General features: G+C 60.4%; 22 protein-coding genes. 14 read left to right on the top strand and 8 right to left on the bottom strand.

Features of this window, described 5'->3' with window-relative positions:
- The first annotated feature begins 177 nt into the window (after positions 1–177).
- Positions 178–696 (top strand): hypothetical protein, encoded by a 519-nt coding sequence (locus tag HALKA_RS0100525; protein ID WP_018256155.1) that lies wholly within the window; start codon positions 178–180, stop codon positions 694–696.
- On the opposite strand, the gene asnB (HALKA_RS18865) is transcribed toward HALKA_RS0100525, so the two are convergent.
- The 4 genes from asnB (HALKA_RS18865) to HALKA_RS0100545 all read right to left on the bottom strand — a co-directional run bounded on the left by asnB (HALKA_RS18865) (position 690) and on the right by HALKA_RS0100545 (position 5,953).
- Positions 690–2,582, bottom strand: coding sequence for an asparagine synthase (glutamine-hydrolyzing) (gene asnB, locus HALKA_RS18865; RefSeq protein ID WP_080505776.1), 1,893 nt, complete (start codon positions 2,580–2,582; stop codon positions 690–692). The genes HALKA_RS0100525 and asnB (HALKA_RS18865) overlap by 7 nt on opposite strands.
- A gap of 2 nt (positions 2,583–2,584) precedes the next feature.
- Positions 2,585–3,580 (bottom strand): NAD-dependent epimerase/dehydratase family protein, encoded by a 996-nt coding sequence (locus HALKA_RS18870; protein WP_044956454.1) that lies wholly within the window; start codon positions 3,578–3,580, stop codon positions 2,585–2,587.
- 147 nt (positions 3,581–3,727) lie between these two features.
- Positions 3,728–4,789 carry an NAD-dependent epimerase/dehydratase family protein gene (locus tag HALKA_RS0100540; protein ID WP_026190095.1) on the bottom strand — a complete coding sequence of 354 codons (1,062 nt, stop codon included), beginning with the start codon at positions 4,787–4,789 and terminating at the stop codon, positions 3,728–3,730.
- A 39-nt stretch (positions 4,790–4,828) separates the two neighbouring features.
- Entirely contained in the window at positions 4,829–5,953 is a 1,125-nt protein-coding gene (locus tag HALKA_RS0100545; protein WP_026190096.1) for an NAD-dependent epimerase/dehydratase family protein, read from the bottom strand.
- A gap of 213 nt (positions 5,954–6,166) precedes the next feature.
- On the opposite strand from HALKA_RS0100545, the gene HALKA_RS0100550 reads away from it, so the two are divergent.
- The 3 genes from HALKA_RS0100550 (at position 6,167) to asnB (HALKA_RS0100560) (ending at position 10,796) form a co-directional block, all read left to right on the top strand.
- Positions 6,167–7,438, top strand: coding sequence for a glycosyltransferase family 4 protein (locus HALKA_RS0100550; protein ID WP_080505777.1), 1,272 nt, complete (start codon positions 6,167–6,169; stop codon positions 7,436–7,438).
- A 3-nt stretch (positions 7,439–7,441) separates the two neighbouring features.
- Positions 7,442–8,734 (top strand): sulfatase family protein, encoded by a 1,293-nt coding sequence (locus HALKA_RS0100555; protein ID WP_080505778.1) that lies wholly within the window; start codon positions 7,442–7,444, stop codon positions 8,732–8,734.
- A gap of 208 nt (positions 8,735–8,942) precedes the next feature.
- Positions 8,943–10,796, top strand: a complete 1,854-nt coding sequence (asnB, locus tag HALKA_RS0100560) for an asparagine synthase (glutamine-hydrolyzing) (RefSeq protein ID WP_018256164.1) — start codon at positions 8,943–8,945, stop codon at positions 10,794–10,796.
- A 36-nt stretch (positions 10,797–10,832) separates the two neighbouring features.
- Here asnB (HALKA_RS0100560) and HALKA_RS0100565 read toward each other — a convergent pair whose 3' ends face one another.
- The gene (locus HALKA_RS0100565; protein ID WP_155119341.1) at positions 10,833–11,432 is read right to left on the bottom strand and encodes an FkbM family methyltransferase; all 600 of its coding nucleotides are present in this window, start codon (positions 11,430–11,432) and stop codon (positions 10,833–10,835) included.
- 540 nt (positions 11,433–11,972) lie between these two features.
- Here HALKA_RS0100565 and HALKA_RS0100570 point away from each other — a divergent pair.
- Both HALKA_RS0100570 and HALKA_RS0100575 read left to right on the top strand, forming a co-directional pair.
- Entirely contained in the window at positions 11,973–13,310 is a 1,338-nt protein-coding gene (locus HALKA_RS0100570; RefSeq protein WP_018256166.1) for an O-antigen ligase family protein, read from the top strand.
- A 45-nt stretch (positions 13,311–13,355) separates the two neighbouring features.
- On the top strand, positions 13,356–14,294 hold the full coding sequence (locus HALKA_RS0100575) for an alkaline phosphatase family protein (protein WP_018256167.1): 939 nt from the start codon (positions 13,356–13,358) through the stop codon (positions 14,292–14,294).
- A gap of 32 nt (positions 14,295–14,326) precedes the next feature.
- Here HALKA_RS0100575 and HALKA_RS18875 read toward each other — a convergent pair whose 3' ends face one another.
- Positions 14,327–14,941 (bottom strand): class I SAM-dependent methyltransferase, encoded by a 615-nt coding sequence (locus HALKA_RS18875; RefSeq protein ID WP_018256168.1) that lies wholly within the window; start codon positions 14,939–14,941, stop codon positions 14,327–14,329.
- Between the two features lie 72 nt (positions 14,942–15,013).
- Between HALKA_RS18875 and HALKA_RS0100585 the strand changes: the two genes are divergently transcribed.
- Positions 15,014–16,180 (top strand): glycosyltransferase family 4 protein, encoded by a 1,167-nt coding sequence (locus HALKA_RS0100585; protein ID WP_018256169.1) that lies wholly within the window; start codon positions 15,014–15,016, stop codon positions 16,178–16,180.
- Here the strand turns inward: HALKA_RS0100585 and HALKA_RS0100590 are convergent.
- Positions 16,177–17,031, bottom strand: coding sequence for a CgeB family protein (locus tag HALKA_RS0100590; protein ID WP_169333098.1), 855 nt, complete (start codon positions 17,029–17,031; stop codon positions 16,177–16,179). The two genes, HALKA_RS0100585 and HALKA_RS0100590, sit on opposite strands and share 4 nt — an antisense overlap.
- Positions 17,032–17,297: 266 nt before the next feature.
- On the opposite strand from HALKA_RS0100590, the gene HALKA_RS0100595 reads away from it, so the two are divergent.
- The 5 genes from HALKA_RS0100595 (at position 17,298) to HALKA_RS0100615 (ending at position 22,930) form a co-directional block, all read left to right on the top strand.
- Complete coding sequence (locus tag HALKA_RS0100595; protein WP_018256171.1) at positions 17,298–18,731, top strand: oligosaccharide flippase family protein; 1,434 nt, start codon at positions 17,298–17,300, stop codon at positions 18,729–18,731.
- A 314-nt stretch (positions 18,732–19,045) separates the two neighbouring features.
- Entirely contained in the window at positions 19,046–20,461 is a 1,416-nt protein-coding gene (locus HALKA_RS0100600) for a DUF4330 domain-containing protein (protein WP_018256172.1), read from the top strand.
- Positions 20,462–20,518: 57 nt separating this feature from the next.
- Complete coding sequence (locus HALKA_RS0100605) at positions 20,519–21,076, top strand: hypothetical protein (protein ID WP_018256173.1); 558 nt, start codon at positions 20,519–20,521, stop codon at positions 21,074–21,076.
- Positions 21,077–21,403: 327 nt separating this feature from the next.
- Positions 21,404–22,417: an aldo/keto reductase gene (locus tag HALKA_RS0100610; protein ID WP_018256174.1), complete on the top strand. Its 1,014-nt coding sequence runs from the start codon at positions 21,404–21,406 to the stop codon at positions 22,415–22,417.
- 75 nt (positions 22,418–22,492) lie between these two features.
- Complete coding sequence (locus HALKA_RS0100615; protein WP_018256175.1) at positions 22,493–22,930, top strand: VanZ family protein; 438 nt, start codon at positions 22,493–22,495, stop codon at positions 22,928–22,930.
- 12 nt (positions 22,931–22,942) lie between these two features.
- Here the strand turns inward: HALKA_RS0100615 and HALKA_RS0100620 are convergent, their stop codons facing one another.
- Entirely contained in the window at positions 22,943–23,953 is a 1,011-nt protein-coding gene (locus tag HALKA_RS0100620; RefSeq protein WP_018256176.1) for an NAD-dependent epimerase/dehydratase family protein, read from the bottom strand.
- Between the two features lie 128 nt (positions 23,954–24,081).
- Here HALKA_RS0100620 and HALKA_RS0100625 point away from each other — a divergent pair, with 128 nt between their 5' ends.
- Together HALKA_RS0100625 and gpmI are read left to right on the top strand one after the other, a co-directional pair.
- Entirely contained in the window at positions 24,082–24,555 is a 474-nt protein-coding gene (locus HALKA_RS0100625) for a dihydrofolate reductase (protein ID WP_018256177.1), read from the top strand.
- A 51-nt stretch (positions 24,556–24,606) separates the two neighbouring features.
- Positions 24,607–26,175: a 2,3-bisphosphoglycerate-independent phosphoglycerate mutase gene (gpmI, locus tag HALKA_RS0100630; protein ID WP_018256178.1), complete on the top strand. Its 1,569-nt coding sequence runs from the start codon at positions 24,607–24,609 to the stop codon at positions 26,173–26,175.
- Positions 26,176–26,336: the final 161 nt, after the last annotated feature.

Below are 26,336 nucleotides of genomic sequence, written 5' to 3' on the forward strand. Positions count from 1 at the left end.
TGCGTCGTTTCGCCGCCCGACGGCGACTATCGACACCGTGGCAATCGGTCCACCATCGGAATCCGAGCCGAGACAGCCCCACTCGCCGGGCGATGACATCGTCGATACCGTGGTTCGCTTCACACGACGGCCCCTGAGTGCAGTGGATTTATTATCTTTGCCGCTCATATCACGGCGATGGATGAGCGCGGTGACGCTGTGCGAACCACAGATGACGGAACGAACGGTCACACGGCGCTCTGGGGAATCTCTCCGAGAACCGCTGTCGATTGGACTCGAAAATTCCTGCTGGGCCTGCTGATTCTGTTCCCACCCGCCATTCTGATCCTTCTGTTCTGGAAGATCCTCTTGGAGGGAATGCCAGGATTCTCGCTGCAGCGAATCTACCCCGCGATACTGCTACTGATCGGGATTTGTTTGCTTTATTTCAACCACAGAGACAGTCGTAGAAACGGCGTTCGGCGGGCGCTCTACGCCGAGCTGGACACCCTCGCGACGGCCGGTGACGGAGAGTCCGTCCCGACGACGGTATACGAGCGAAACGCCGACCAACTCGGTCTGCTCACCGATCAGGAGATCCGGGCGGTGACTGCGTTTTACGGTCCCGCCGTTGCGAACGACGACATCGACACGGAGCGACTTGCTCGAGCCCAGCGGTCGTTACGGGAACACTTGGACGGCGAAATCGATCACTGAAGATGTTCTTCGACCCACAGTGAGAGCACGACGATCGCCCAGAGACGGGACCAGTGGACGGTATCACGGGAAAACTCGGTCTGCAGTTGCCGAGCGGAACGATGATCTACCGGCGTATTGCGGAGCCGATCTTGATCCAGTGCGTCGTCGACGACGTCCGCCAGGTCCGATTCGAGCCACTCTCCGAAGGGGAACGTGAACCCCGTCTTCTCCCGATCGATGATGGTGTCGGGAAGTGTCTCCCGCAGGGCTTCTTTGAGCAGCGTTTTTCCCTGCCAGCACTCCGTCTGGGCTCCCATCACTCGTGAGACCAGCCGCGAATCGAGGAACGGCACCCGTGTTTCGAGAGAATGCGCCATGCTCATCATATCCGTGTCTTTGAGCAACTGATTGTGCAGATACCACCCGAGTTCAGCGTTGGCAACGCGGGCTTCGGGACTCGCGGTTTCCGGGCTTTCGAAGGGCCCTGTCGCCGGGGTGGGCATGCTATCGGTCGCAGACCCGAGTAACCGCTTTCGCCACCGGTGGGGCACGATCCCTCGCACCGCGAGATACGCCCCCTCGAAGGCGTCGTCCGATCGGAGGACTGTCGCGAGCGCACCAACTCGTTGGTCGTTCCTCCGGTCTGCGACGGCATCGAGCAGAGTAGCGACCGGCCGTCGTATCCAGGCTGGGAGGCTATTCGTCAGACGTCCGATGCGATACAGCGCCGGGACCTGCCGGAAGGTATCGTACCCACAGAACAACTCGTCGCCGCCGACGCCTGAGAGCGCGACCGAGACACCGTCCTCCGCAGCGATCTTTGACACGAAATACGTATTGATGCCGTCGATGGTCGGCTGGTCCATCGTTTCGATGATGTTCGGTATCTCCTCTTTGACATCGTCTGCACGTATCGTCCGGGCGGTGTGTTCGGTCCCGAGTCGCTCCGCGACCTGTTCGGCGTAACTCCCCTCAGAATACGCTGTCTCTTCGAAGTCGATCGAGTACGTCCTGAGATTCGCCGCAGTCTCTCCGCTGACGTCCCGCATCAAAGCGACCAGTGACGAGGAATCGAGTCCACCCGATAGAAACGCACCCACTGGGACGTCGCTTCGCAGACGGAGTTCTACACTCTCCCGTAGCGCCTCGAACACTTCGTCTGGTGTCGGTGCTTCCTTTCGAGTAGTCGATGGCGACCAGTACCGCTCGACCTCGCGGGATCCGGTCGCTGGATCGTAGACGAGTTTCGATCCGGCCGGGAGGGACTCGATGTCCGCGAGGATCGTTCGTGTGGCCGGAACTGACCCGAGTGCGAGGAACTGTTCGACTGCTCTGGGATCTAGTTCTGCCCTCGTCGTGTCTGCGGCCAGCAGCGATGTAACCTCGGAGGCGAACGTCAACCGCTGGCCGGTACAGTCGTAGTACAGCGGTTTGATACCGAGCCGATCCCGTGCCGCGAACAACGTGCCCGATTGCGGATCCCAGATCCCGAACGCGAACATGCCACGAAAGCGCTCGACGCAGTCGGTCCCGTACTCCTGATACGAACGGAGGAGCACCTCAGTGTCCGTGTCGGATCGAAACGAATAGCCCGCCGCCCTCAGCTCTTCACGGAGTTCCCGGTAATTGTAGATCTCACCGTTGTAGACGACGACGACACCATCTTCGGTCACGAAGGGCTGGTTGCCCGCAGCGGAGAGATCGAGGATACTCAACCGGCGGTTTCCGAGGGCAATCGGCACCTCACCATTGGGGAGGGCACTTTCCGTCGTGATCTTCCCGTCCCCCTCCAGATATATCCCCCAGTCGTCGGGGCCTCGATCCGTCAGACTACACAGCCCGTTCCACGCGTCTTCGGTGGCGACTGCCGTTGAGGTGCTTACAAACCCCCAGATACCACACATCGTCAGTTGTCGGTTACCTGGGCCGTTTGTTCGTCTCCATCACGCTGGTCCGCAAAATGTTCGACGGTCTTCCGAATCCCCGTCCCGAGGTCGACAGTCGGTTCCCAGTCGAGGATTTCCTTCGCCTTCGAAATATCCGGCTGTCGCAGGTCCGGATCGTCCTTCGGTCGTGACTCGTAGGTCAACGTCGACGACGAGTCGACGATGTCGACGACCGTCTCTCCTAACTCCTCGATGGTAATCTCGTTCGTGTGGCCCAGGTTCAGGACGTCACCCGCCATCGCGTCAGTCTCCGCGATCCGTCGAACCCCCTCGACGAGGTCGGAGACGTAACAAAAAGTCCGCGTCTGCTGTCCGTCGCCGTGGATTGTCAGGTCCTTCCCGGAGAGTGCCTGGTCGAGGAACGTCGGAATCACTCGCCCGTCGGACGGGCGCATTTGGGGGCCATACGTGTTGAAGATCCGTACCGTCCGAATGTCGATATCAGTTTGCTCGATGTAGGCCCGGGCCAGCGCTTCAGAAAATCGCTTCCCTTCATCGTACGGCGCTCGAATGCCGCGAATGTTCACGTTCCCGTTGTAAGACTCCGTCTGCGGATGTGTCTTTGGATTTCCGTAGACCTCACTGGTCGAAGCGAGCACGACCGTCGCATCGTATTCGAGTGCCCATTCGAATGCGTTCCGCGCACCGAGGCTGTTCGTCATCGCGATCTGGATCGAGTAGTCTTCGAAGTCAGTCGGGCTCGCTCGCGATGCAAAATGATAGAGTTGGTCGACAGCGTCGAAATCAGGAAACGGATCACGGACGTCGTGTGTGACCTGCTCTAACGACGGATCGTCGATATGTTTCAAGTTCTCTTGCCGGCCACTACTGTAGTTGTCGAGCGTCGTAACGCGAAATCCGTCGTCGAGTAGACGCTCCACGAGATGACTCCCGACGAATCCTGATCCGCCTGTCACGACGGCATGTGGCTGGTTTTGCCTTTCGGTTTCAGACATCGATCAGACCCCACGAAGACGAAAAACCGATCGTGCACTGCGACTCAAACCTGCGCTCTCTGTCGCCGATATCTATAACGCACATTTGGGCTTCGTTGGAAACCAATCGATAATACTGTTACGGATTCGAAGGTTCCCCGCCTTCTCTCAGATATTGGCCGACTCGTACCACTCGACGAATCGCTCGATTCCCGTTTCGATATCGATCGCTGGTTCCCAATCGAGTGCGTCTTTCGCTCGAGAGATATCTGAGATGTATACCTTCTGATCTCCTTCTCGCCACTCGTCGTACGTCACGTTCGCAGTTTTCCCCGACATCTCCTCGAGGAGCTCGAGGAATTCGACGAGTGATGTCGTATTGTTCACGCCGCCACCGATGTTGTAAACCCCGTTGTCTGCCGTCGGATCCGAAATGAACGCGTCGTAGGCCCGAACGAGATCTGTGACGTGGCAGAGGTCGCGAACTTGTTTTCCGTCCCCGAAGATCGTGATCGGCTTGTCGCGCAGGACGCTCAGCGCGAAATGAGCGACCCACCCTTGATCTTCGTTCCCGAACTGTCGTGGCCCATAGATACAGCTCATCCGGAATGCCGCGGCGTCGACCACACCCCGGGCCGCGTAGTCCTGGACGTAGAGGTCTGCTGCGAGTTTCGAGGTCCCGTACGGTGTGTGTTCGCAACCATCTATGGAGAACGCCTCCGGAATTCCTCTGTCGTACTCCGGATCGTCGTAGGCGTAGCGGGTCTCGTGTTCCTCGACTGAGATCTCGTTGACGTTATCTCCGTAGACTTTGTTCGTCGATGCGACGACAACTCTCGGATCTGTATCTGCGAGCCGTGCCGCTTCGAGAATATTGAACGTCCCTTCCGCGTTGACTTCGAAATCCGTTCGGGGATCTTCCAGCGATGCGGTCACCGCCACTTGCCCGGCCGTGTGAACGATCGCGTCGTGTCCCGCTACCACGTCGCACAGCGCGTCGAAATCACGGATATCCAGTTCACGGAGGTCGACATCTGGATACGTTTCGGTGATGTAATTCCAGTTGTGCAATGCCGTATCCTGTTCCTCGTCGGCATCGCTGAGCGTCTCGGCGCGACTCAAATTATCGATGGCAGTGACGTCAACATCTCTGTCCGCGTAGTACTCGACTGCATGACTTCCGACGAACCCAGCACCGCCTGTGACGAGAACAGAGTCCGGTAATGGCATAGATGAAGTGATTTGTAACGTACTGATAAGTATTGCTGTCTATTCCGTTCCGGAGAGCCCTTTCTCCTTGAGTTCGTTCTGCATTTCCTCGAACCGATCTTCCGTCTCTTGATCGCTCGCCCAGGCGACGGTTTCCGCCAATCCGTCGTAGAAATCGACCTGGGGCTCGAAGTCGAGTGTCTCTTTCGCGCGGGAGATATCTGCCGTGCAATGTCGGATATCGCCATGCCGGAATTCTTCACCGACCACGAGATCGAGCGACGACTTGCCGTGCAACTCGAGTAGCATCTCTGCGATCTCCAAGATCGTCGTCGCCGAGTCACTCCCGACGTTTATCGGGAGTCCGTCTGCCTCGTCTCGTTCCAGTGCGAGCTGGTTCGCACGAGCGACATCGCTGACGTGGACGAAGTCACGGGATTGCTTCCCGTCCTCGTAGACGATCGGCGGGTTGTCGTTCTGGATGCGATTCGAGAAAATCGAACAGACGCCAGTGTACGGATTGTCCAGCGATTGGCGACTGCCATACACGTTGAAGTACCGGAGGGCGACGACCGGGATATCGTATGTCTCACCGATCGACAGTGCCAGTTGCTCCTGGTCCTGTTTGGTGATCGCGTAGACACTGTTCGGTGATTGCTTCATCGTCTCTGGTGTGCCGATCGGTTCGATGACCGCTCCACAATCGGGACACCGTTGCTCCCAGTCTCTGGCTTCCATCTGTTCCGGAGAGCGACTGTCCGGCGAGACTGTGTCGTTGCAGTCCTGACACCGGTACAGCCCCTCTCCGTAGAGTGACATGGAGGAGGCGACGACGAACTTTTTCAGGTCAACGTCCTCATTGACGATCACGTCGAACAGCCGTGCAGTGGCCAGGGTATTCGTGTCGACGTACCGTTCGATCTCATACATCGACTGCGAGATACCCACTGCACTGGCTTGGTGCGAGACCATGTCTACCCGTCGGAGCAAGTCCGAAATCACGTCCCTCTCTCTGATGTCCCCCCGAACGTATTCCGCATCCGGGTTGAGGTAGTCCGGTTCGCCACTGTGGACTTGCTCAGAGAAATTGTCGAGGACGATTACCTCGTACCCCTGTTCGACCAGTCTATCGACGAGATGACTGCCGACAAAACCTGCACCACCGGTGACAAGGACGCTATCCATTGGACCTCATTTCCGTCTTAGAGCATAAAAATAGTACGATAGATTCCGCGGCGGGGATTCGACACGCTTTCTCGACACTCCGAGGGCGCCGCTCGTGTGACGGGAGATGCCCGCCTCTGTCAGCGAACCGCTGGCCGAGGATCCGAGACGACCGTCTCGATCGCTGGTCGCGTGTGGCCCGGGTGTGCACCCTTCAGTGTCTGAGGGTACTCGATGAGGATCTACTTGCTAGAATACGGCCCACAATTCCCTGCCCACGACCGCACGGACTCGTCTACTGACCGTCAGATAGAAAACTATTTTATCGAAGCTAGGGTACTCACGAACGGGTTATCGCGGTTGATGAACGTAGCCATTAACACGTTGTCGCATGTCGCCGGTGGAAGCATCACGTATCTAAAAAATGTCCTTCCACAGTTAGCGGACGATGGCAACGAATATCTGGTCTTCGTTCCGGACGACCGAGACGCGTTGACGGAACCCGATGCTGAGAACATCACTTTTGTCTCCGTGACGTTCCCGGTCGGCTCGCTCCTCCTTCGACTGTTTTACGAGCAGTTCGTCTTCCCCCTGGTACTCCTGACGAACGACATCGACGTGCTCTTCTCTCCGGCAGACATCACCACGCTTCTCTCGCCGTGTCCGGTCGTTCTGGCGATCAGGAATCCGAACCCCTATATCGATGTTCCCGGTATCGACAGGTCTCGATCCCAACGACTCAAGCTGTGGTTCCACCGACAACTCGCTCGACTATCTGCGAAACGAGCGACGGACGTGTTCTTCGTTTCAGAGTTCTCTCGGGACGTGATACTGCCGGAGATCGGTATCGATGAGTCGAAGTCACATGTGATCTATCACGGAATCGACGCCTCGTTGTTTACCGACTCGGCAGACATCTCAGATGCCGCTCTGGCGGCAGAGGTGTCCAGGCTTGAACCGTACATTCTGTGTATCTCGACGATCAACGAGCACAAGAACTACGAGCAATTACTCCGAGGCTACGCTCGACTTCCGACGTCAATCCGGGAGTCGTATCCGCTGGTGATCGCTGGACGAAACTCCGCACCGGCGTACTTCGAGACACTCCAGTCGATTATCCGCGAGGAGCAGATCGCCGACGACGTTCATTTTCTCGGGGAGGTCGAGTACGAAGCGATCCCTGCGCTCTACGACAGCGGGGCGGTGTACGTACTGCCATCGAAACTCGAGACGTTCGGGCACACGCTCGTTGAGGCGATGGCGTCGGGAACGCCGATCATCGCCGCCGATTCGACGTGCATCCCAGAGATTACCGACGGCGCGGCGATGCTGTTCGACCCGGACGACGCGTCGTCACTCGCCGATTCGATCGTCACGCTCCTTGGGGATGACGAGGCCCGGCGATCGCTGGTCGATGCCGGACGCGAACGGGTCGAAGACTTCTCATGGAACCGGACCGTTTCGCAGACGCGGGAACTGTTTTCGAATGCGAATTCCACCTCGTAATCCATGACAACGAAACCTAATATCGTACTGATTACGGTCGATTCACTTCGAGCCGACCACGTTAATAAAGGCAAGTCGCACACAGCGTCTATGAATTCGATCGCCGACGACGGTGTGCAGTTCGAGACGGCCATCGCACAGGGGCCGTTCACGACCTTCTCGATGCCGTCAATCTTCACGTCTCGATACCCGTCACAGCTCACGCGCTTCCAGCTCTCACGATGGGGAACTGGAGCTATGGTCGGCGATGCACCGACCTTGGGTGAACGATTGAATGCGGCAGGTTATCGGACGATGGGGGTCCATTCGAATCCGCTCTTGTCTCGAACCTTCGGTTTTCACCGCGGCTTCGATCAGTTCTACGATAGTCTCGGATCGGAACAACAGTTCGGGTCTCGCCGCTTCCGGCTGCTCGTAAGCAAGCTTCGACGGCTGCTCCGCTCCGAGGCGTACGTTCCGGCAGACGATCTTACCGATCTCGCGCTCGAGTGGCTCTCGGAGACCGACGAGGAACCCTATTTCCTCTGGGTTCATTACATGGACGCGCACGGACCCTACAAGGAACGTGACCTCCCACCAGGTATCCAGAAGTTCAAATCCGAATATCGGTGGCAAAAAGCCCTCCAGTCTCCGGATGAGATTTCCGATAGCAGTCACGAACGACTCCGTGACGCCTACGAGGACGAAGTCGCGTTCGTCGACGAGCAAGTCGGTCGCCTGGTGACTGCTCTCGAAGAACGAGGAGACTACGACGGTTCCGTGCTGCTCCTCTCTGCTGATCACGGCGAGGAGTTCCGAGAGCACGGCGACTATTCGCACGGGAACAAACTCTACGAAGAACTGTTGCGAGTTCCGTTGGTCGTCAAGACCGGAAGCGATACCGCTCCGGATCGGGTACAGGAGCCGGTCCCGCTGCTGGACATCGCACCGACGCTCGTCGCCGCTGGAGGCGGTGATACTGCGGGGTTCGAAGGCGAGAGCCTGTTGCCGGTCTGTGCTGGCGAGGCCGACCCGTCGAACGAACGCGTCATCTCCGAGGCTGACCTCGAACCGAATTACATCGCCTCGGTTCGTGACGACCGTTGGAAGTACATCCACGATTCGGCGGGACCGGAACTGTACAATCTCGACGCGGATCCAGATGAACGTGACAACGTCATCAGCAAGCAGCAGGATGTCGGCGAGGAACTGAGCGAAATACTGTCTACACACACCGAAAAAGAGGGGACTGAAGCCGATTTCTCACTCGACAGTGGCGAACTGAAACAGCGTCTGAAAACGCTCGGATACCTCTGAATCGGGAGCGAACCCAGTGGCGGAACCGAAGCGGTCGCACCTGATCGACGCCGGTTGTGGCTCGTCCCTGGAGGACAGCATGGCCGTCGATATTGTTACGACAGCAGGGATCGGCCCGTGATGTGGGCGATGTTGTCTCCACGTCGGTGATTCTGCGGACAGATCGCTTACTCCACCATTTTTAATCCCAGTGAGAATACGGTATCTCATGTGTGGTATTATCGGGGCAGTTGGTCGCGAGATCACTGTCGGCATCGAGGAGTGTCTCTCTCATCGGGGTCCGGACTCACAGGACCACTACGCGACTGACGTCGCCGGCGCCAGTATCTATCTCGGGAACACTCGACTGAGTATCATCGGTCTCGGAGAACAGGGGACCCAACCGATGCGCGACGGCGGGGTCAGTATCACGTACAACGGGGAAGTGTACAACTACCGCGAACTCCAAGCGGAGCTGCAGACTGCCGGCCACTCCTTCGAGAGCGACACGGATACGGAAGTGCTGCTCAAGGGATATCAGGAGTGGGGACTGGAGCCCCTGCTGGAGCGACTCCACGGGATGTTCGGGTTTGCACTGTTGGACGAGAACACGGGGAAGGTGCACGTCTGTCGGGACAGGATGGGCGTCAAGCCGGTTTACTACGTCGATAGCGCCGAGGGGTTCGTCTTCGCGTCCGAAATCAAGGCGATTCTGGAGGGGACCGACGTCGACGCCGTCCTCCGCCGTGACCGAGTCGCAGAATACCTGGCGAACCACTGGGTCTACGAACCAGACACGCTGTTCGAGGACATCTACAAGCTGTCCGCGGGCACGTACGTGACCGTCGATTGCGGGACCGGTGAGACGGCGTTTTCGCGGTACTGGGACCCCATCTCGGACGCGAAACCGCCTGACTCGCCTCGGGACGACCTCACCCCACTCCTCGAGACGACCATCGACGAGCAGATGCGGAGCGATGTCCCCGTCGGGATGTATCTGAGCGGGGGGATCGACTCCTCCCTCATCGCTCATTACGCGACACAGCGCAACCCGGAGATGACTGCGTTGCACCTCCGTGACGACGACCGTAACGAGGGTGGGGAGTTCAGGAACGTCCAGCGACTGGACGACGAATACGACTTCGAGCTCCACAGTTTCACGCCCCGGGAATCGATGATCGAGATCTACAAGGAGATGATCTACTACCTCGACGAGCCGGTTGCCGATCCGGCTATCATTCCGGCCTATCTACTCGCTCGCGAAGCCAGTGACAGGGACATCCGGGTGATGCTCTCGGGGATGGGTGGTGACGAGATATTCGCCGGCTACCGGCGGATGAAGATAGTGCGCTGGCAACAGTACCTGCGGTGGCTCTGGCCGGCTGCGGCGGCCTCAGCGGCTCTGGATCCCGACCGGAACGGCGGACGACGCCAGAATCTCGACCGGACCGCTCGATATCTCCGTTCACCGAGTCCAGCGAACTACTACACTCTCGCCTACTATTTCAGCCGCGAGGAGATCGGCCGACTGCTCGAACAACCTGCGTGGCACGACCGGTATGCGGACCGCATCGACGACCTGCTTGGCGATCGCGAACTCGACTCGGTCGCGGAACAACTCCAGTTTCTGGACCTCCGTGGGTATCTCGCCAGCCACAACTTCCTCTATGCTGACAAAGCCAGTATGGCCGCCGGTGTCGAAGTCAGGGTCCCGCTGGCCTCACATCGGATCGCCGAGGAGTACTTCCGACAGCCACTCCCCGAGAAGATGACAGACGGTTTGAAAACGCCGCTAAAGAGCACTGCACGCGATATCTTCGGCGATGAGTACGTCGACTACAAGAAAGAGGGGTTCGGTTTTCCGATCGAGATGATTCTCGAGACCGAGGACGTTCAGGCGGAGCTCTCGATGATGGTCGACGACGAGCGCATCGAGCGGTTGTTCGATATCGACTACCTTGAGTCCATGGTCAAGGACTACTACGAAGGACGAACCCCCAACGCAATGAAACTCTGGAACGTCTATACGCTCTGGCTATGGCTGGAGGAGTTCGACGTGGCCGTCCCGCAGGCGAGTGCCTGATCACATGCACGCGTCGTTCCCGTCTCATTCTGCGTCCTACGATAGCGATCGGTTGCGGAGGACGTGTACGCCAGATTCACGGTCCACCTCCGTGAACGGCGTGCCCGCCAGAGCGTCGTGTAAGAACCGTGTCTCGTCGTGCCATTCGATGATCATCAATTCGCAGTGCTGGGCGAGAACATCCTGCTCCAGCTTCATCATATCAGTTTCCGCTTCTTCGATGTCGCTGACGAGGACGAATCGATCGAGACCGAACATGTCGACTACGTCCGCGAGGCTCGCCGCATCGACCATCGTCGGTTCGCCGTGCTCAATGCGCGTGCTGCCGCCAGTCAGCGTCTGAGCCGGGAAAAACTCGACGCGGTCTCGATCGGGATCGTACGCCAGATTTCGGATTTCGAATCCCGAACCGTTCAGGTCTCTGTTGGTGGCGAGCAGCGGAATTGCATCCGGATTGGCCTCGAACACGTACTGCCGGGTCTCGGGCGGGAGTTCGCCGTCTATTATACACGAGACGTAGCCGATCCCCCCGCCCAGTTCGACGACCGGGGTCTGCTGGGGAAGATACTGCTGGACGAATCGCACTTCTGTCGATTCGTAGCCACGTAGCACCCGTCCCACCATGGAATTGTCCATGAGTGGATGGTCGATCGTGAGGCTGATCCCCCGTGAGTCGACTCGGTCGGTCGTCGCGCGCAGAAAACCGGCGACCACTTGGTCAACAAGCGAGTAGCCAATGACCGTTCCACAGATACTGAGAAGAAGGGCGATCGCCCCGTCGCGACGGTACTTTTCAATCGCCCGGATGCTTGATCACTACGCGGCTCAAGGGCGGTGTATCATATAATACTATATTTGTCACATGTTGACAAGAGCCCGTCTATCGATTCGCTCGAATGATTTCATCGAGTACTCGTGAACGGTCTCGTGAGGAGTGGCTCTCGCAATCTTGACGGATCGACTGTTCAGGTCTCGACGACCCTACAGTGGCCCAAGTGTGGCGACACGGACTGCGCTGTCGTCTCCACCCCGCGGCAACGCCGTTGTCGCTCCCAGAGAGGGCGATTTGATGGGGTCGCCGTGGTCTGACACGGTTACGGCCGCCGTAGTCCGTCCGCAGAAGGTGCCGCTCGAACAGATAGTTCATAATGGACCAGCCGAAAGACTGTATCAATCATGCGGTTGTCTGCGCTGTTCGATCGGCTTTCTTTCCTCTCTCTCGGTACGCTCGCCGCGCTCAGCGGATTCATCTGGCTCCCCGTGTTTCCGACGCCGATCCACGACTATCTTCACCTTCTCCTGGCGGTCTATTTCGTGAGCCGGTTTTGCTATCACATCGTCACGGGCCAGACGACGCTCGAGCTTTCGAAACCGTCACTCCTGATGCCGCTGTTACTGGTCGGATTTCTCCCGGGATTTCGATTCAGGCCGTCGCTGGGGGAGTTAGTCAACTTTCTCGGTGCGATCGTGTTCGGCTACGTCGTGCTCCTCCACTTTCAGACGACCAGATCGCCGAAGCGGGTGTTGAATCTGCTCATTGGCGGCTTTCTCGCCGCGCTGGTGATCAATTCGGCCTACGTGTTCTTGACGACGGCGGGTTTCGTCGCACCGGTACGACCTCCGACAGGTGTTCCCCATCCACAAATCACGCTCGAAAGGTGGGCTGTCGTGGGATTCTTCCGTGGGGTGGTTCACGCCTCGATGTTGCTCGGGATTGGTGCCACGATCAGTATCGCGTACGTCGCGAGTGCTCGGCGGCTGGTGATTCGAAGACTCGCAGGCGTGGCGGCGATCGTACTCACGGTCCACCTTTTTTATGTCTTTTTTACGTTCGGGCACGGCAGAACGGGATTTGTGTACCTGATCGTGCTCGTGCCGCTACTGCTCGTGTATCTGAACGGCTACCAGCAGTTCGGTCGCCTGTTTCTACTGGCTAGCGTACTCGTGCCTGCGATCGGGTACGGTGCGTCGTTCGTTTTCGTCCGTCTGTTCCCGTTCGAATCGATATTCGACCTCTACGTGGCTGTCGGTGAGTTCACGAGCGGACGACTGCTGCTGTACGACGCTTCGGTCAGTATCGTGCTGTCCCAACCGTTCGGACTCGGCTTCGGAGAGTTCCCTAGCGGCTATCAAACGCCGATCTGGTATCCCGGTTGGATGTTCAAAGAAATCCCGTCCGGTCCACACAGTTTCCTGCTCACGATTGCTACCGAAGCCGGTGTGATCGCCGCTGCGATCGTGTTGTACTGGTTCACGACCGTTTTCCGAGCCGTCGCCGATGCGATCGCTACCCCGACAGTAGTGGGAGAATTTCCGTCCGGGGTTGCCGTCACGACCATCGTCCTCGTGACGTACATCGGCGGGGTCGGCCCGTTCGTGATGTACGAAGGTTTGATTTGGTGGCTCTGCTTTACCGGCGCTCTCACCCTGGGACGACGCCGGGGATCGGCGGATCCCGCTTCCCGCCCGCGTCCCGGGGCGTCCGGGCACAATCGCCACGGCACTGCAGAGTAGTGTAAGTGGTTACATATATAATGCGGGATGGTCAAGCAGTAGCAAATGAGCTTCCTCGGCCAGTTTACGGATGTATGTGGGAAAATCTACAATAATTTCGACGAACCACTCTGGCTTCGAAACGCCGTCAGAAACCGGATCAACGGACCGTTCAATCTCGATGTCTACCCGACTCGGTCAAACGCCATCGACATGGCCGACGCGAACTGGGATACACTGATCGTCCTGGATGCCTGCCGCGCTGATCTGTTCGAGGAGCACTCGGACCTCGACCGTTTCGATACCTACGAGACGGTCGTCAGTCCGGGCAGTTCCACACTAGAGTGGACCGAGCAAACGTTTCCCGGAGAATACGGCGATATCGTGTACGTCAACGGGAATCCGAATGTGTCAGAAGTCGCCGGGGAGAACTTCCACAAGATCATCGATGTCTGGCGTGGCGGCTTCGATGCCGACCTCAACACCGTCCCCCCAGAGCCAGTGATGGACGCCGCGATCGACGCACACGAAGCGTTTTCCGACAAACGCATCGTGGTGCACTTCATGCAACCGCACCAGCCGTTCATCTCTGCGCCCGACCTCAAATTCGACGGCATGCGGGAGTTCTCGGACGAACCCCCGCACAACGTGTTCCACGCGCTCGAGATGGGACTTGTCGATCACGACGAGGTCTGGGACGCCTATGCGGACAATCTCGAAATCGTCCTGTCGTCGGTCGACGACCTCGTCCGTTCTATCGAGGGGAAAATTGTCGTCACAAGTGATCACGGCAATCTGTTCGGTGAACGGGGGTACCCCGTGCCGCTCCGTACGTACGGTCACCCGACCGGCATCCGAAACTCGCCCCTCGTGACGGTCCCCTGGGCGACAATCACGCGTAACGGACGCCGTGACATCACTGCCGGCCGCGTCAAGTCCATGTCTCGCCGAGATGACGGTATCGAGGAACTCGACAACCGTCTTCGAGCCCTTGGATACGCGTAGAACCCCTCTCCCTCATCGCTCTGGATGCCTTGCTATCGGGGTTTCTCGAAGACTCCCTCGTGGCTCACAGCGAACCGACGCAGCGGCGGCACGGACAGCAGCCAGGGTAGCTGCTTGACTAACCCGAACCGACCCGCCCCGGAGAACCCTCCCATCGGTGTAATATCGACCACGTCGAAGCCATAGTCCCGGAGCATCGTTTCGAGGGCCCCCTCGGTAAAGCCGCGAATATGGGTGTAATCGCCCCAGACGACGTGTTTCTTCGCCATCGGAACGGAGACGACGAGACGGTTACCTGGTTTCAGGACCCGGTATAGTTCCTGCACGATCGGGCTCGGTCTGACGAGGTGTTCGAGAACGTCCTTGGCGATGATCCCATCGAAGGTATCGTCGGCGAACGGCAACGATTCAGATTCGAGGTCTGAGAGGAGTGGCCGCTCGTGCCCTTTCGCCCGTTCCAGTGCACCCCGGTCGATATCCACACCCACGACCTCGACAGTATCCGGCAGGTGTCGACCGATGCTGCCAGTCCCACAGCCAACGTCGAGTACGCGGTCGACATCGCCGAGTCGCTCGTGATACAATTCGACGAGCGCCGGATCGATACCGAGTCCCTCGAAATACGCCTCCTTGTTTTGTGCTGGCATAGTACTTATCAGAGTTCCGGTGGCCGATTCCGAACAGAGTCTTTAATAGACGTACGAGGGACAAATCTACAAATGGTATTCAAGCTTGCTATCTTTTCTTCACATCCGATACAGTACAAGGCCCCACTGTACAAACGGCTCGCAGAAACCGGCGATATCGATGTCACAGTCTACTACGGTTCACGCCACGGCATCGAGGAGACCGAGATGGGCTTCGGGACGGCCCAGTCGTGGGATATTCCGCTGTTAGAGGGATACGAACATCACTTTTTAGACAACTATAGCTGGCGAGACCGGCCGTTCGGGATGTTCTCACTGATCAATCTGGACCTCGTTCGCGTCATCGACGACGACATCGACGCGTTCTGGATCCACTCTGGATATTATCGGTTCTCGTCGTTAATCGCGCTGGTCGCCAGTCGATTCAACGGCGTCCCGGTCATACTCCACGGAACCGGCCACAGGAGCCCGCTTCCGCCATCTCGAGAGATCGCGAAACGAATCTACCTGCGAGCCGTGTTCCAGGGTGTCGATGCAGTTCTGGCCGACTGTAACAAGAACAGAGCCCAGTACGAGTTTTACGGGGTGGACCCCGATTCCATCTACCTCGCTCCGTGCGCGGTCGACAACGACCGCTTCCAGACCGCCCGAGCAGAACTCACGGACGCGGACGTGGACGATCTCCGCTCGGAACTCGACATCCCCGATACCCATCTCGTCGTTCTCTTCGTGGGCAAACTCAACGATCGCAAGCGACCGATGGATCTCCTGGAGGCCTTTTCGCGGCTCCCAAGCAGTGTCGACGCGTCACTCGTCTTCGTCGGTGACGGCCCGAATCGAGAGGCGCTGGAAGCATTCTGTTATCGCGAGGATGTCGACGACGTTCGGTTCGCCGGGTTCCGAGGCCAGACTGAACTGCCTGCGTTCTACGAACTCGGTGATCTGTTCGTGCTCCCCTCGTCGTACGATCCGTCTCCGAAGGTGCTCAACGAGGCGATGAACTTCGAGTTACCGATCATGGCGAGTGAGGGCGTTGGCAGTGCCTACGACCTCGTCCAAGACAATGGACGACTGTTCGAGATCGGCGCAGTCGACGAGATATCCGAGGGGCTGGAGCACCTCCTGACGGACTGCGACCAGTTATCGATGATGGGTGAACGGTCACTGGAGATCGTCGAGCAGTGGGACTTCGACGCCGACGTCGAGGCGATCCGAACCGCGCTCGAAGCAGTCACCTAGAGCGCGACGTCGATGACCCGCTGCATCCGGTCCTCGTAGCTGTGGCCCTGGACCAGCTCTCGCCCTCTCCGGGCGATTTCTTCGCGCTCTGTCTCGTGGGAGAGGTAGTACTCCGCCTTCTCGCAGAAGTCCTCGGGATCGTCGAAACAGACGATTCCGTCCCCGTCGCCGAATACATCCACCTGACGCTCCGTCCGGGTCGTCAGCATCAGCGTTTCCGTGGCCGGAATCTCGAAGCTTCGCATGTTGAACGCCTCCAGATTGTGGTCTGCGACGATGTTGATTCCGATCGACGAGGAGCAGTATAACTCGGCGTACGCCTCTCCGAACACCGCATCACTCCGGTGGCTCCGCCGGAGGAACCAATCGAAACAGTTCCACTTCCAGCCGTTCCCGTAGATGGCGAGCTCGATGTCGGTGTCGCTCAGTGCGGACAGATATCGCTCTCGCTTTTCGGAGTACTGGCCGACGAAGACCATGTCTGCTCCTTTGTTCGGGTCCGGATCGACGGGCCGGTGGATCGTCCGATCGAACCCGAACGCCAGTTCGTGGACATCGTCGATCCCTTCCTGTTTGAAGTCGTCGAACAACTCGTCCGACCAGATGAATACTTCGTCGTAACCGGGTAGAGCGTCGAGAAATCGTTCGAGCCGGCGATCTCGTGCACGTGCCAGGAAGGGATTGTCGGGGTTCCAGTTGCAAAACACGCCGTCACAGTTGGTTTTGGCCGCCTCGATATCGCTTCGGGCAAAATACTGCCCTTTGATCACGAGCACGAGGTCCGGATCGACCGCGAGACAGCGCTCAATAAACCGAGACCGGAGGTCGTTGACGCCACGAGTCCATCCCACTATTGGTATCGTCGCCAGATGCGTATCGAAATACGACACCTCGTGGCCGAGCGATTCGAAGGCTCGTGCACACATCCGTCCCAGCGTACTTTCGTGGTCGTCGCCGTCTGCGACGAGGATAGTGAGTGACTCGGTGGGCAAGAGTACCCGACTGTATCTATCCGGTATACAAAACAACATCGGAACGGAGGCCGATACTCGTACCCGGGATCGTCGTCGAAAACCAGATGGCCGTGCTTATGTGGTTTTGTTAGGCACATCTGTGTATGGTCCTTGCTCGCCGAGCAGTTCGGGGTGTTCTCGGACTTGGATCCCTGAATATCCTCACGTATGCCGTGAGTCTGATCGTTCAGATCGGCCTCGCGAATCTTCTCACCCCGGAGGTGTTCGGTGTCGTCGCACTCTCGCTTGCGATCCTGAAATTCCTCACGATCCCGACCAACTGGGGTATTACCGAGGCGATTATACAAGAGATGGATCACGACGATTTCTTCGCGACGATCCTCTGGGTTCGGATCCTCTTTTCGACAGCGTTGTGTGTGCTCATCATTCTTTCCTCCCGACTCCTTATCCCGTTCTTTTCGGCGACTGTGCTCAACGTACTTGTGGTACTCACCCTCGGGCGGTGGATGAACATGATCTGTATCGTCTTCCGCGTGTTTCGGCAACGTGAGTTCGGTCTCACCCGTATCGGCCTGATAGATTTCCTCGCAGTAGTCGGTGCAGGTGGGATTGCGTTGTATTACGGCTCTCTCTATCAGACCGTCTGGGCACTGGTCGCTTACTACACTCTTCGATATATGTTCCAGTCGATCGGATATGTTGTTATTTCGCCGCTGTATCCTCGTCCAGCATTCAACTGGGTCACGATTCGGTGGCTCTACGATTTCTCGAAGTCGATGCTCTTCACGACGACACTTGAGGACGTTCAAGAGCGGGGAGACGATTTCGCAGTCGGGACGCTGGGATCTGCCGGTGCACTAGGTGCGTACAGTGTGGCGTGGCGCCTTGCACGTGCGTACACAGCCGTGATCCAACCAGCGATACGGGAAGGAATCACACCGACGTTTTCGAAATTGTATGGAACGTCTGAAAAGAGCAGGCGCGGGATGGAATTCATCTTTCGGATGCAACTTCATCTATCGGTCCCGGCATACGTTTTCGCATATTTCGCTGCACCGACGCTGATACCACTGTTGTTCGGAGAGCAATGGGATTCTGCGGTACCGATTTTCAGAGCCTTGACTGTCGCTGGCGCGTTGTTCCCGCTCCTCTCGACGGTCAAAAACTTCTATTATGCCCGAAGTGAGCCAACACTCGTCCTCCGCGCCCAAGTCGTCTACCTCCTCATAATGATCGTCGGTATGATCGCTTTGGTTCCGACCTTTGGTGGCACTGGTGCAGGGATCGCAGTCGACGCGATGCTTTTCGCCGGCATCGCCTTGCTCGGTCTGCAACTTCGACGTGACATCGGATTCGACTTACTCTCCATAGGGGCCCCGGCCACTGCTGGGTGTGTGGTTTCCGTTATCACCGGTATTGGCTACAGAAGTGCAGGTCTTTCGCCAGGTATACACCCGATCGTTGACCTCGTTCCTCTCGGAACCGTGATCACTATCGCCTACCTGGTACCAGTCGCTGCGCTTGATTACCAACAGATCCGTGACGATCTCCACGTTATCCATCGATCACTCTCGTGATCTACGGCGACTTCTGGTCCACCACATGCATTCATTTCGCGGTCGTATTTAGCGAATGGAGGTGCCTCAGGTAGGAAGTCGTTCAGAGCGATTCCAGGGGGAGAACTCCACGCTTCGGCGGTCGTAGCGATTAGGTGGAAAGAGCCTCTACAGCCGGCTGCCGACACAAGTGCTCCGTGTCAGGTCGCACTCGTTGAAACGGGAATTGCGGATATGTGGCTCCAAGATGTCGCCGTCTGGTAAAACTCGCGGCGCTAAACACCACGACTATCGGAGCGAAAGCTCTTTTAAAACGCCCAAACACTCCGAAGCGAATGCAAGTCCTCGACGACGAAGGGAACCTCTTCGGGTTCGTCAACGTTATCGACGCGCTCGTCGTCTTACTGGTTCTCGCTGTCGCGGTCGCCGGCGCTGCCCTCGTCCTCGGAGACGACGGAGATCAACTGGAGCCGGAACCCGACCTCGTGACGACGAACGTCACGCTCGATCTCGGCACACAACCAGACTACATCGCCGCCGAGATGAACGAAGGCGACACCTACAGCCCCGGCGGTGACTCGGAGCTCACGATCACGGATATCTATCTCTCACCACAGGATGGCAAAGCACACGTCACCGCACGGGTCGAACTCAGGAGTCAACCAAACGACAACGAGAACAGTGTCACCTACGCTGACGCCCCGCTGCGTTTCGGGCGCGCACTCGACATCGCCACGAGTCGATACAAGACGAGTGGTGAGATTCGAGCCATCGGCGACGGAAACTCGCTCGACAGAGAGACGACGACTGTCGTCCTGCAGGACACTGTCCCAACGGCCGACGCCCGGCAGATGACGGCCGGGGACGAAGTGCAGCTCGCGGGACGGACCATCGCCACGGTAACGGACGTAGCCGCGTACCCGACGAATAAATCGGCGCAACGAACCGTCTCCGTCGAAGCCGAACTCGAGACGTACGCCCAGCGGGGCGAGCGTCGCTTCGGGAACACGCAACTCCGTCGTGGTCAGACAGTCACCCTCCCGGCGAGCGAGTACACGATCGACGGTCGACTCGAACGAGTCGGGGGCGGTCTCGATCGCGAGGTGGCCGACGTGCTCGTCGAGAGCACCGTCGATGTCGAAACGGCAAACCGACTCGCCGAAGGAGACATCGCGACGATCGCCGGGCACGAAACCGCCGAAGTCCAGACAGTCACGACGTACGCGACGGGCGATCCCGACCGAAAGCGCGTGTTCGTCGGACTCTCACTCCAGACGCTGTCATACGGGCAGCACCAGCAGTTCGGTGACATGCGCGTCCAGCGGGGTAACAGTGTCGAGATTTCGACCGAAAGCTACGAGCTGTCGGGACCGATCCGTCGCGTCGGCACGCTCGAAGAGCGTGGCACGCTCGCCAACCGTACCGTCACGCTCCGGATGACCGAGGTCCGCGAGGACATGGCGGACGCGATCGATGCGGGCATGACCGAACGCTCGGGAGACACAACCGTCGCCCGCGTGACCGGCGTCGACGTCGAGCCAGCGGTCATCATCGCCACCGATGACAACGGTTCGGTGAACGTCGTCGACCACCCGTTCCTCCGTGATGTCACACTCACGACGGAACTGCAGGTCAGAGAGACGACCAGCGCCGTCCGGTTCAAGGGCGACACGATCAGACAGGACTCGACGGTCGTTCTCGATCTGGGGACGGTCACCGTCCGGGCCGAGGTCGTCAGTATCGGCGCGTGATCGCGTTCGAACACCGAAAGCCGAATACCATTCCAGTCGAACTGGTACCCACTCCGAATGGACGCTGAGGAACGCTCGACGACAGCGTATCTCGAGGCTGTGACCGACAAAGCAGACCGCGTACTGGGTGGCTCGCACATCGTCCAGACCGTCCGGTCACTCACCGCGTGGGCGGCCGACGCCACGCGGGACTCGTACCTCTATCGCTGGCTCACCAAAGAGCCCGATCCGGAGGTCATCGTCATCGACCTGCGGGAGACCTACACCGTCGGCCCGTTCATCCGATTGCTCGATCGACTTATCCCACACGTCGAGGGGGCCTGGAACGGATCAGTGCTCAAGCGCACGACTGCTCGCACGGCCGAGCTGGTACGCGATGTCCCGGTCAAGGTCGCGAGCGTGCTCTTCATCGCCGTGTTACTTGCTCAGACGATTCAGCTTCTCCCGTCTATTCAAAACGAACCCACGACGACCCTCGGGATACTTGCTGTCGCGTGGCTTCTCGGACTGGGTGGCCTCCGCGTCGACTGGACGCTTGAGGAACTCTCCGAGAGTCGCGTTGGCCGACTTACCCGAGCACTTCTCGAACCACCGGAACCGCCGGACGACGACTGAGTCCGCCAGGAGTCGGTGACTCTGTTCTCCACAGCGAGGACGACGTTGAAGGGCAGACGATCAAGCGGGGCAGCACGAGCACACCCGAGACGAGCGTTCCGAGGAAGACGAGCACGCCGAAAGCGACGCCGCGCCGATCGAGTTGACGAGCACGACGAGGATGTTGCGGGTGTAGTACTCGCGGGGAATCGTCATCGCCATTCGCGCACGTCACGAACGGCTTCGACAGCGTCGACCTCGACATCGACGGCCAATTCGTCGAGTACATCCTACGACTGTGCTGGCGACCCACCCAGTTATCCGGCTCGCGCTCCCAGACGTGTCCGTATGCACTACCGACGACTCGGTACCACTGGATTGCAGGTATCGCCGATCTGTCTCGGGACGTGGCGCTTCGGCAAGGAACACGAGGACAGCGGCGTCGTCGAGACGGACCGCGAGGACGCCCACGAGCTGCTCGACGCCTTCGCAGAGCGCGGCGGCAACTTCGTCGACACCGCCAACGGCTACGGCGGCGGCGACTCCGAGCGGTGGATCGGCGAGTGGCTCGAAGACCGGGACCGCGAGGACTACGTCATCGCCTCGAAGTGCTTCTGGTCGACGGTCTCGCGCTTTCAGGAGAACCTCTCGAAGAAGAACGTCCGCGCGGAGGTCGAGGGATCGCTCGACCGGCTGGGCACCGACTACCTCGATATTCTCTACCTGCATCGGTTCGACGACGACACGCCGATCGAGCAGACGCTGCGCGCCGTCGACGACCTCGTCAGCGAGGGGAAGGTCCACAACGTCGGCCTATCGACGGCCGACGCCTGGAAGCTCACAAAGGGACTGTGGAAGGCGGACGTGAACAACTACGAGGCCTTTACCGTCACGCAGCCCCTCTTTCACGCCGCCTACTACGAGGACGTGGCCGAGTACCTCGACGTGTGTGCCGACCAGAATCTCGCGGTCTGTCCGTACTCGCCACTGGCCGGTGGCTTCCTCACCGGCAAGTACGAGCGTGCGGGCGACGGGACCTACGAGCTGGACGCGCCCGAAGACACCCGCGCCCAGTTCGACGATCGCTTCCTCGATTTCTACGTCTCGGAACGGGGCTGGCACGTCCTCGACGCGGTCCGAGCCGTCGCCGAGGAGGTCGACGCCTCGCCGGCACAGGTCGCTCTGCGGTGGCTGATGGACCAGCCGGACTTCGACTGCGTCCCGATCGTCGGCGCGCGGACCGTCGACCAGCTCGACGAGAACCTCGGGGCGATCGACGTGACCATCTCCGACGATCAGTTCGACCGGATCTTCGAGGCCCGCTACGACGACGACGGCAGCCTGTACAGGACGAACGCCTAGGAAGACGCCTCATCGCCGCGAGCCCGTCGCCCGCGACCACATCGCTTTTAGGCCTCTCTGTCGGCAACGTAGCCAATGAACGACCTTCGCGTCCCGCTGTTGCCGTCGTGGCTCCGGTGGCTCGCCGTCGCCGTGGTCGGTGGTGTGATCTTCACGCTCTCGGTGGTCGTCGCGCCGCCGGGAGAGCCAATCGTCGCGGGTCCGCCGGATCTCCTCCCGCTGGACAAGTGGCGTCACTTCCTCGCGTACGCCGCCTTCGGTGGGACACTGGCGTACGCCACGAGCACCTGGCGGTGGTCGACCGGTCGGCTCGCGGTGTTCGTCCTCGGGATCACGGTGGCCTACGGCGTCGGCATCGAGATCTGGCAGTCGTTCCTGCCGAACCGCTACTTCGGGCTGGGAGACGCCTACGCCAACGCGCTCGGGGCGGTGCTGGCGAGTCCGTGGTTCCTCCTCCGCGATCGCCTCTCGTTCGTGTCGCTGTCGGAGTGGGCGTCCGCGATCGTCGACTGATACGGACGGTCGTCACGACCGTTCGAACGAGGCCCGAAAGTCGGCGGTGGCGTCGCGCCACGCGTCGATCAGCGCGTCGTCGGTCTCGCTGTCCCAGGGCTCGATCCGGCCCTCGGCGTCGAGTCGCTCGACGGTACGGCCAACCCCGTCCTCGAAGCTGACGGTGTACTCGAAGTCCAGGTCCCGTCTCGCCTTGCCGTTGTCGAAGACCGTCGAGAACTGGAAGTGATCGAGCAGCATCGCCGTGCGGTCCGGGGCGGCCTCGACGAGCGCGTCAGTGGGGATGTGGACCAGTTCTGGCTCGGGAGCGTCCAGCGCGTCGGCGACGGTCCGGTGGTACTGATTCCAGGTGATCACCTCCTCGCTAGTGACGTGGTAGCACTCGCCGTAGGCGTCTCCGTTGCCGACGGCGGCGACGAACGCCGCGGCCACGTCGTCGCGGTGGCACGGTCCCCACAGCGACTGGCCGTCGCCGTGGACGACGATCGGCTTGCCCTTCCGGATCCGGTCGACGTAGTAGGTGCCGACGCCGAGCGTGTGCAGCATCGGCCCGCCCTCGCCGTAGGTACTCCACGGGCGGAGCACGGTGGCGGCGAACGCGCCCTCGTCGTGGGCGGCCAGGAAGCGGTCCTCGCAGGCGGCCTTGTCCGCGCCGTACTCGCTGACGGCCGGCTCGCGGGCGGCGTCTTCCGTGACGGGGTTGGTCGCCAGCGGCCGGTGGTACACGTCGACCGTCGAGCAGAAGACGTACTGCTCGATCCCCGCGAAGATCTCGACGGCGGCCTCGGCCTGTGCCGGGTCGAAACAGACCATGTCGATCACGCAGTCGGGCTCGACCGCCTGGCGGGCGGCCCGAAGGTCGGCGTCGTCGTCGCGGTCGCCGTGGACGAACGACACCGCGTCCGGCAACTCGGCGTCGCTCTCCCCGCGAGTGAAACAGGTCACGTCGTGGCCGGCCTCGACGAGCTGACGCGAGACGGCCGTGCTGATCAGTCCGGTGCCGCCGATGACGAGTACGTCCATGCCGGTGGGTGCGACCGCAGAGAGATAAAGCACCGTCACGCGGCCGCGGCGTCCGAGCGGGCGCTGGGTCGCGTCCGGAGGCGATCCGCGGCGGTGGAGAGTAGTAGCCGGCGGCCGAACGGTCGCGCATGGAGATCATCGCAGTCGCGGCGGTCGGCGAAGACGGCGTCATCGGCAGCGGTGACGAACTGCCCTGGCACCTCCCCCACGAGTCCCGGCGCTACCGCGAGCGAGTCGCCGGCGACACCGTCGTGCTCGGCCGCAAGACCTTCGAGATGTTCGAGGAACTGCCCGGCGCGCGACAGCTCGTGTTGAGTCGGAGCGAGCGCTCCTTCGAGGCCGAGACGGCGACGCACGCGGCGAGCGTGGACGCGGCGATCGATCTCGCCCGCGAGCGCGGCGATCCGGTGCTGTACGTGCTGGGCGGTGCCGGAGTCTACGAGGCGTTCCTGCCACGGTACGACCGGATGTTGCTGAGCCGCGTCGACGGCGAGTACGAGGGCGACGCGACGTTCCCGGCGTTCGACCGCGAGGCGTGGACACTCGTCGACGAGACGCCGTACGACGGGTACACGCTCGAAACGTGGGAACCCGCGGCGTGAGCGCCACCGACACCCGACAGTATCTTAGGGCGGCCCCGCCACCGACCGGATATGGAAGTCGGACTCGTCATTCTGGACGGCTGGGGACTGAACCCCGACACGGACACCCGGGACGCGGTCGCCGCGGCCGACACGCCCAACGTCGACCGATACCGCGAGATCGGTGCCGACAGCACGCTCGAAACCCACGGGCGTCGCGTCGGTCTCCCCGAGGGCCAGATGGGCAACTCCGAGGTCGGCCACCTCAACATCGGGGCCGGCCGCGTCGTCACGCAGGACTCGGCCCGCGTCACCGACGGGATCGCCGACGGTACGTTCTTCGAGAACGACCGCCTGGAATCGGCCTTCGACTACGCCGAGGCCAACGACGGCGCGGTCCACTTCATGGGGCTGGTCTCCGACGGCGGCGTCCACTCCTACCAGAGGCACCTCCACGCGCTGATCGACCTCGCCGCCGACCGCGGGGTCGAGGCGGTCACCCACGCCTTCACCGACGGCCGGGACACCTCGCCGACCGGCGGCGAGGAGTATCTCGCCGACCTGGCAGCCCACGCCGAGGAGCGTGGCACGGGCCACGTCGCCACCGTCGCCGGGCGCTACTACGCGATGGACCGAGACCAGAACTGGGAGCGCACCCGCCGGGCCTACGACGCGATCGTCTCGCGCGAGGCCGACCACAGCGCCGACACGGCGGTCGAGGCGGTCACCGACTCATACGACCGCGGCGACACCGACGAGTTCGTCGAGCCGACGCTGGTCGAGGGCGATGCCCGACGGGCCCCGGAGAGCGAACGCCGGCGCGGTGAGCGGGACCGGCCGGCGCTCGACGACGGCGACGCCGCGATCTTCTTCAACTTCCGCTCGGACCGCGCGCGTCAGCTCACGCGCATGCTGGGCGACGTTCGCCCCGAGGACTGGGGCGGTGACACGGAACCGCCGGAGATCCGGCTGGTCACCATGACCCAGTACGACGCGACCTTCGATCTCCCGGTGGCCTACCCGCCCAACCAGCCCGAGGACGTGCTCGGAGAGGTGCTGGCCGAGACCGGCCACACGCAGCTTCGCCTGGCCGAGACCGAGAAGTACGCCCACGTCACCTACTTCCTCAACGGCGGCCGCGAGGTCGAGTTCGACGGCGAGATCCGCCGGATCGTCGAGAGCCCGGACGTGCCGACCTACGACCAGCAACCGGAGATGAGCGCACCCGAAGTCACCGACACCGCCATCGAAGTCATCGAGGACGACGATCCGGACGCGATGGTCTGTAACTACGCCAACGCCGACATGGTGGGCCACACCGGCGACTTCGAGGCCGCCACCGCGGCCGTCGAGGCCGTCGACGAGCAGCTCGGGCGCATGGTCGAGGCGATCACCGAGGCCGGCGGTCACGTCCTCGTCTGTGCCGACCACGGCAACGCCGACGACATGGGGACCGCCGAGGACCCACACACGGCCCACACGCTCAATCCCGTCCCGTTCGTCTACCTCGGCCCCGACGGGACGGCGGCGGGCCGAGAGGCCCGCGACGGCGGGACGCTCGCGGACCTCGCGCCGACGATGCTGTCGCTGCTGGGGACCGACCGACCTGACGCGATGACCGGCGAACCGCTGGTCGAGTGATACGGATTATTGTAGCGATTTACCGGAGATCGTCTACTCCGTGGCGACGATCACCGGTAAGCAACTACAATAAACCGTATGAGGGCACCGATCGGCCGTCCGAAGCCGTCGTCGATCGGCCCGGCGTTTCGTATCGGCGCACGATCGGTGGCCGTCGCCGC

The sequence above is a fragment of the Halomicrobium katesii DSM 19301 genome, from assembly GCF_000379085.1.
In the GTDB taxonomy this organism is placed as follows: Archaea; Halobacteriota; Halobacteria; order Halobacteriales; family Haloarculaceae; genus Halomicrobium; species Halomicrobium katesii.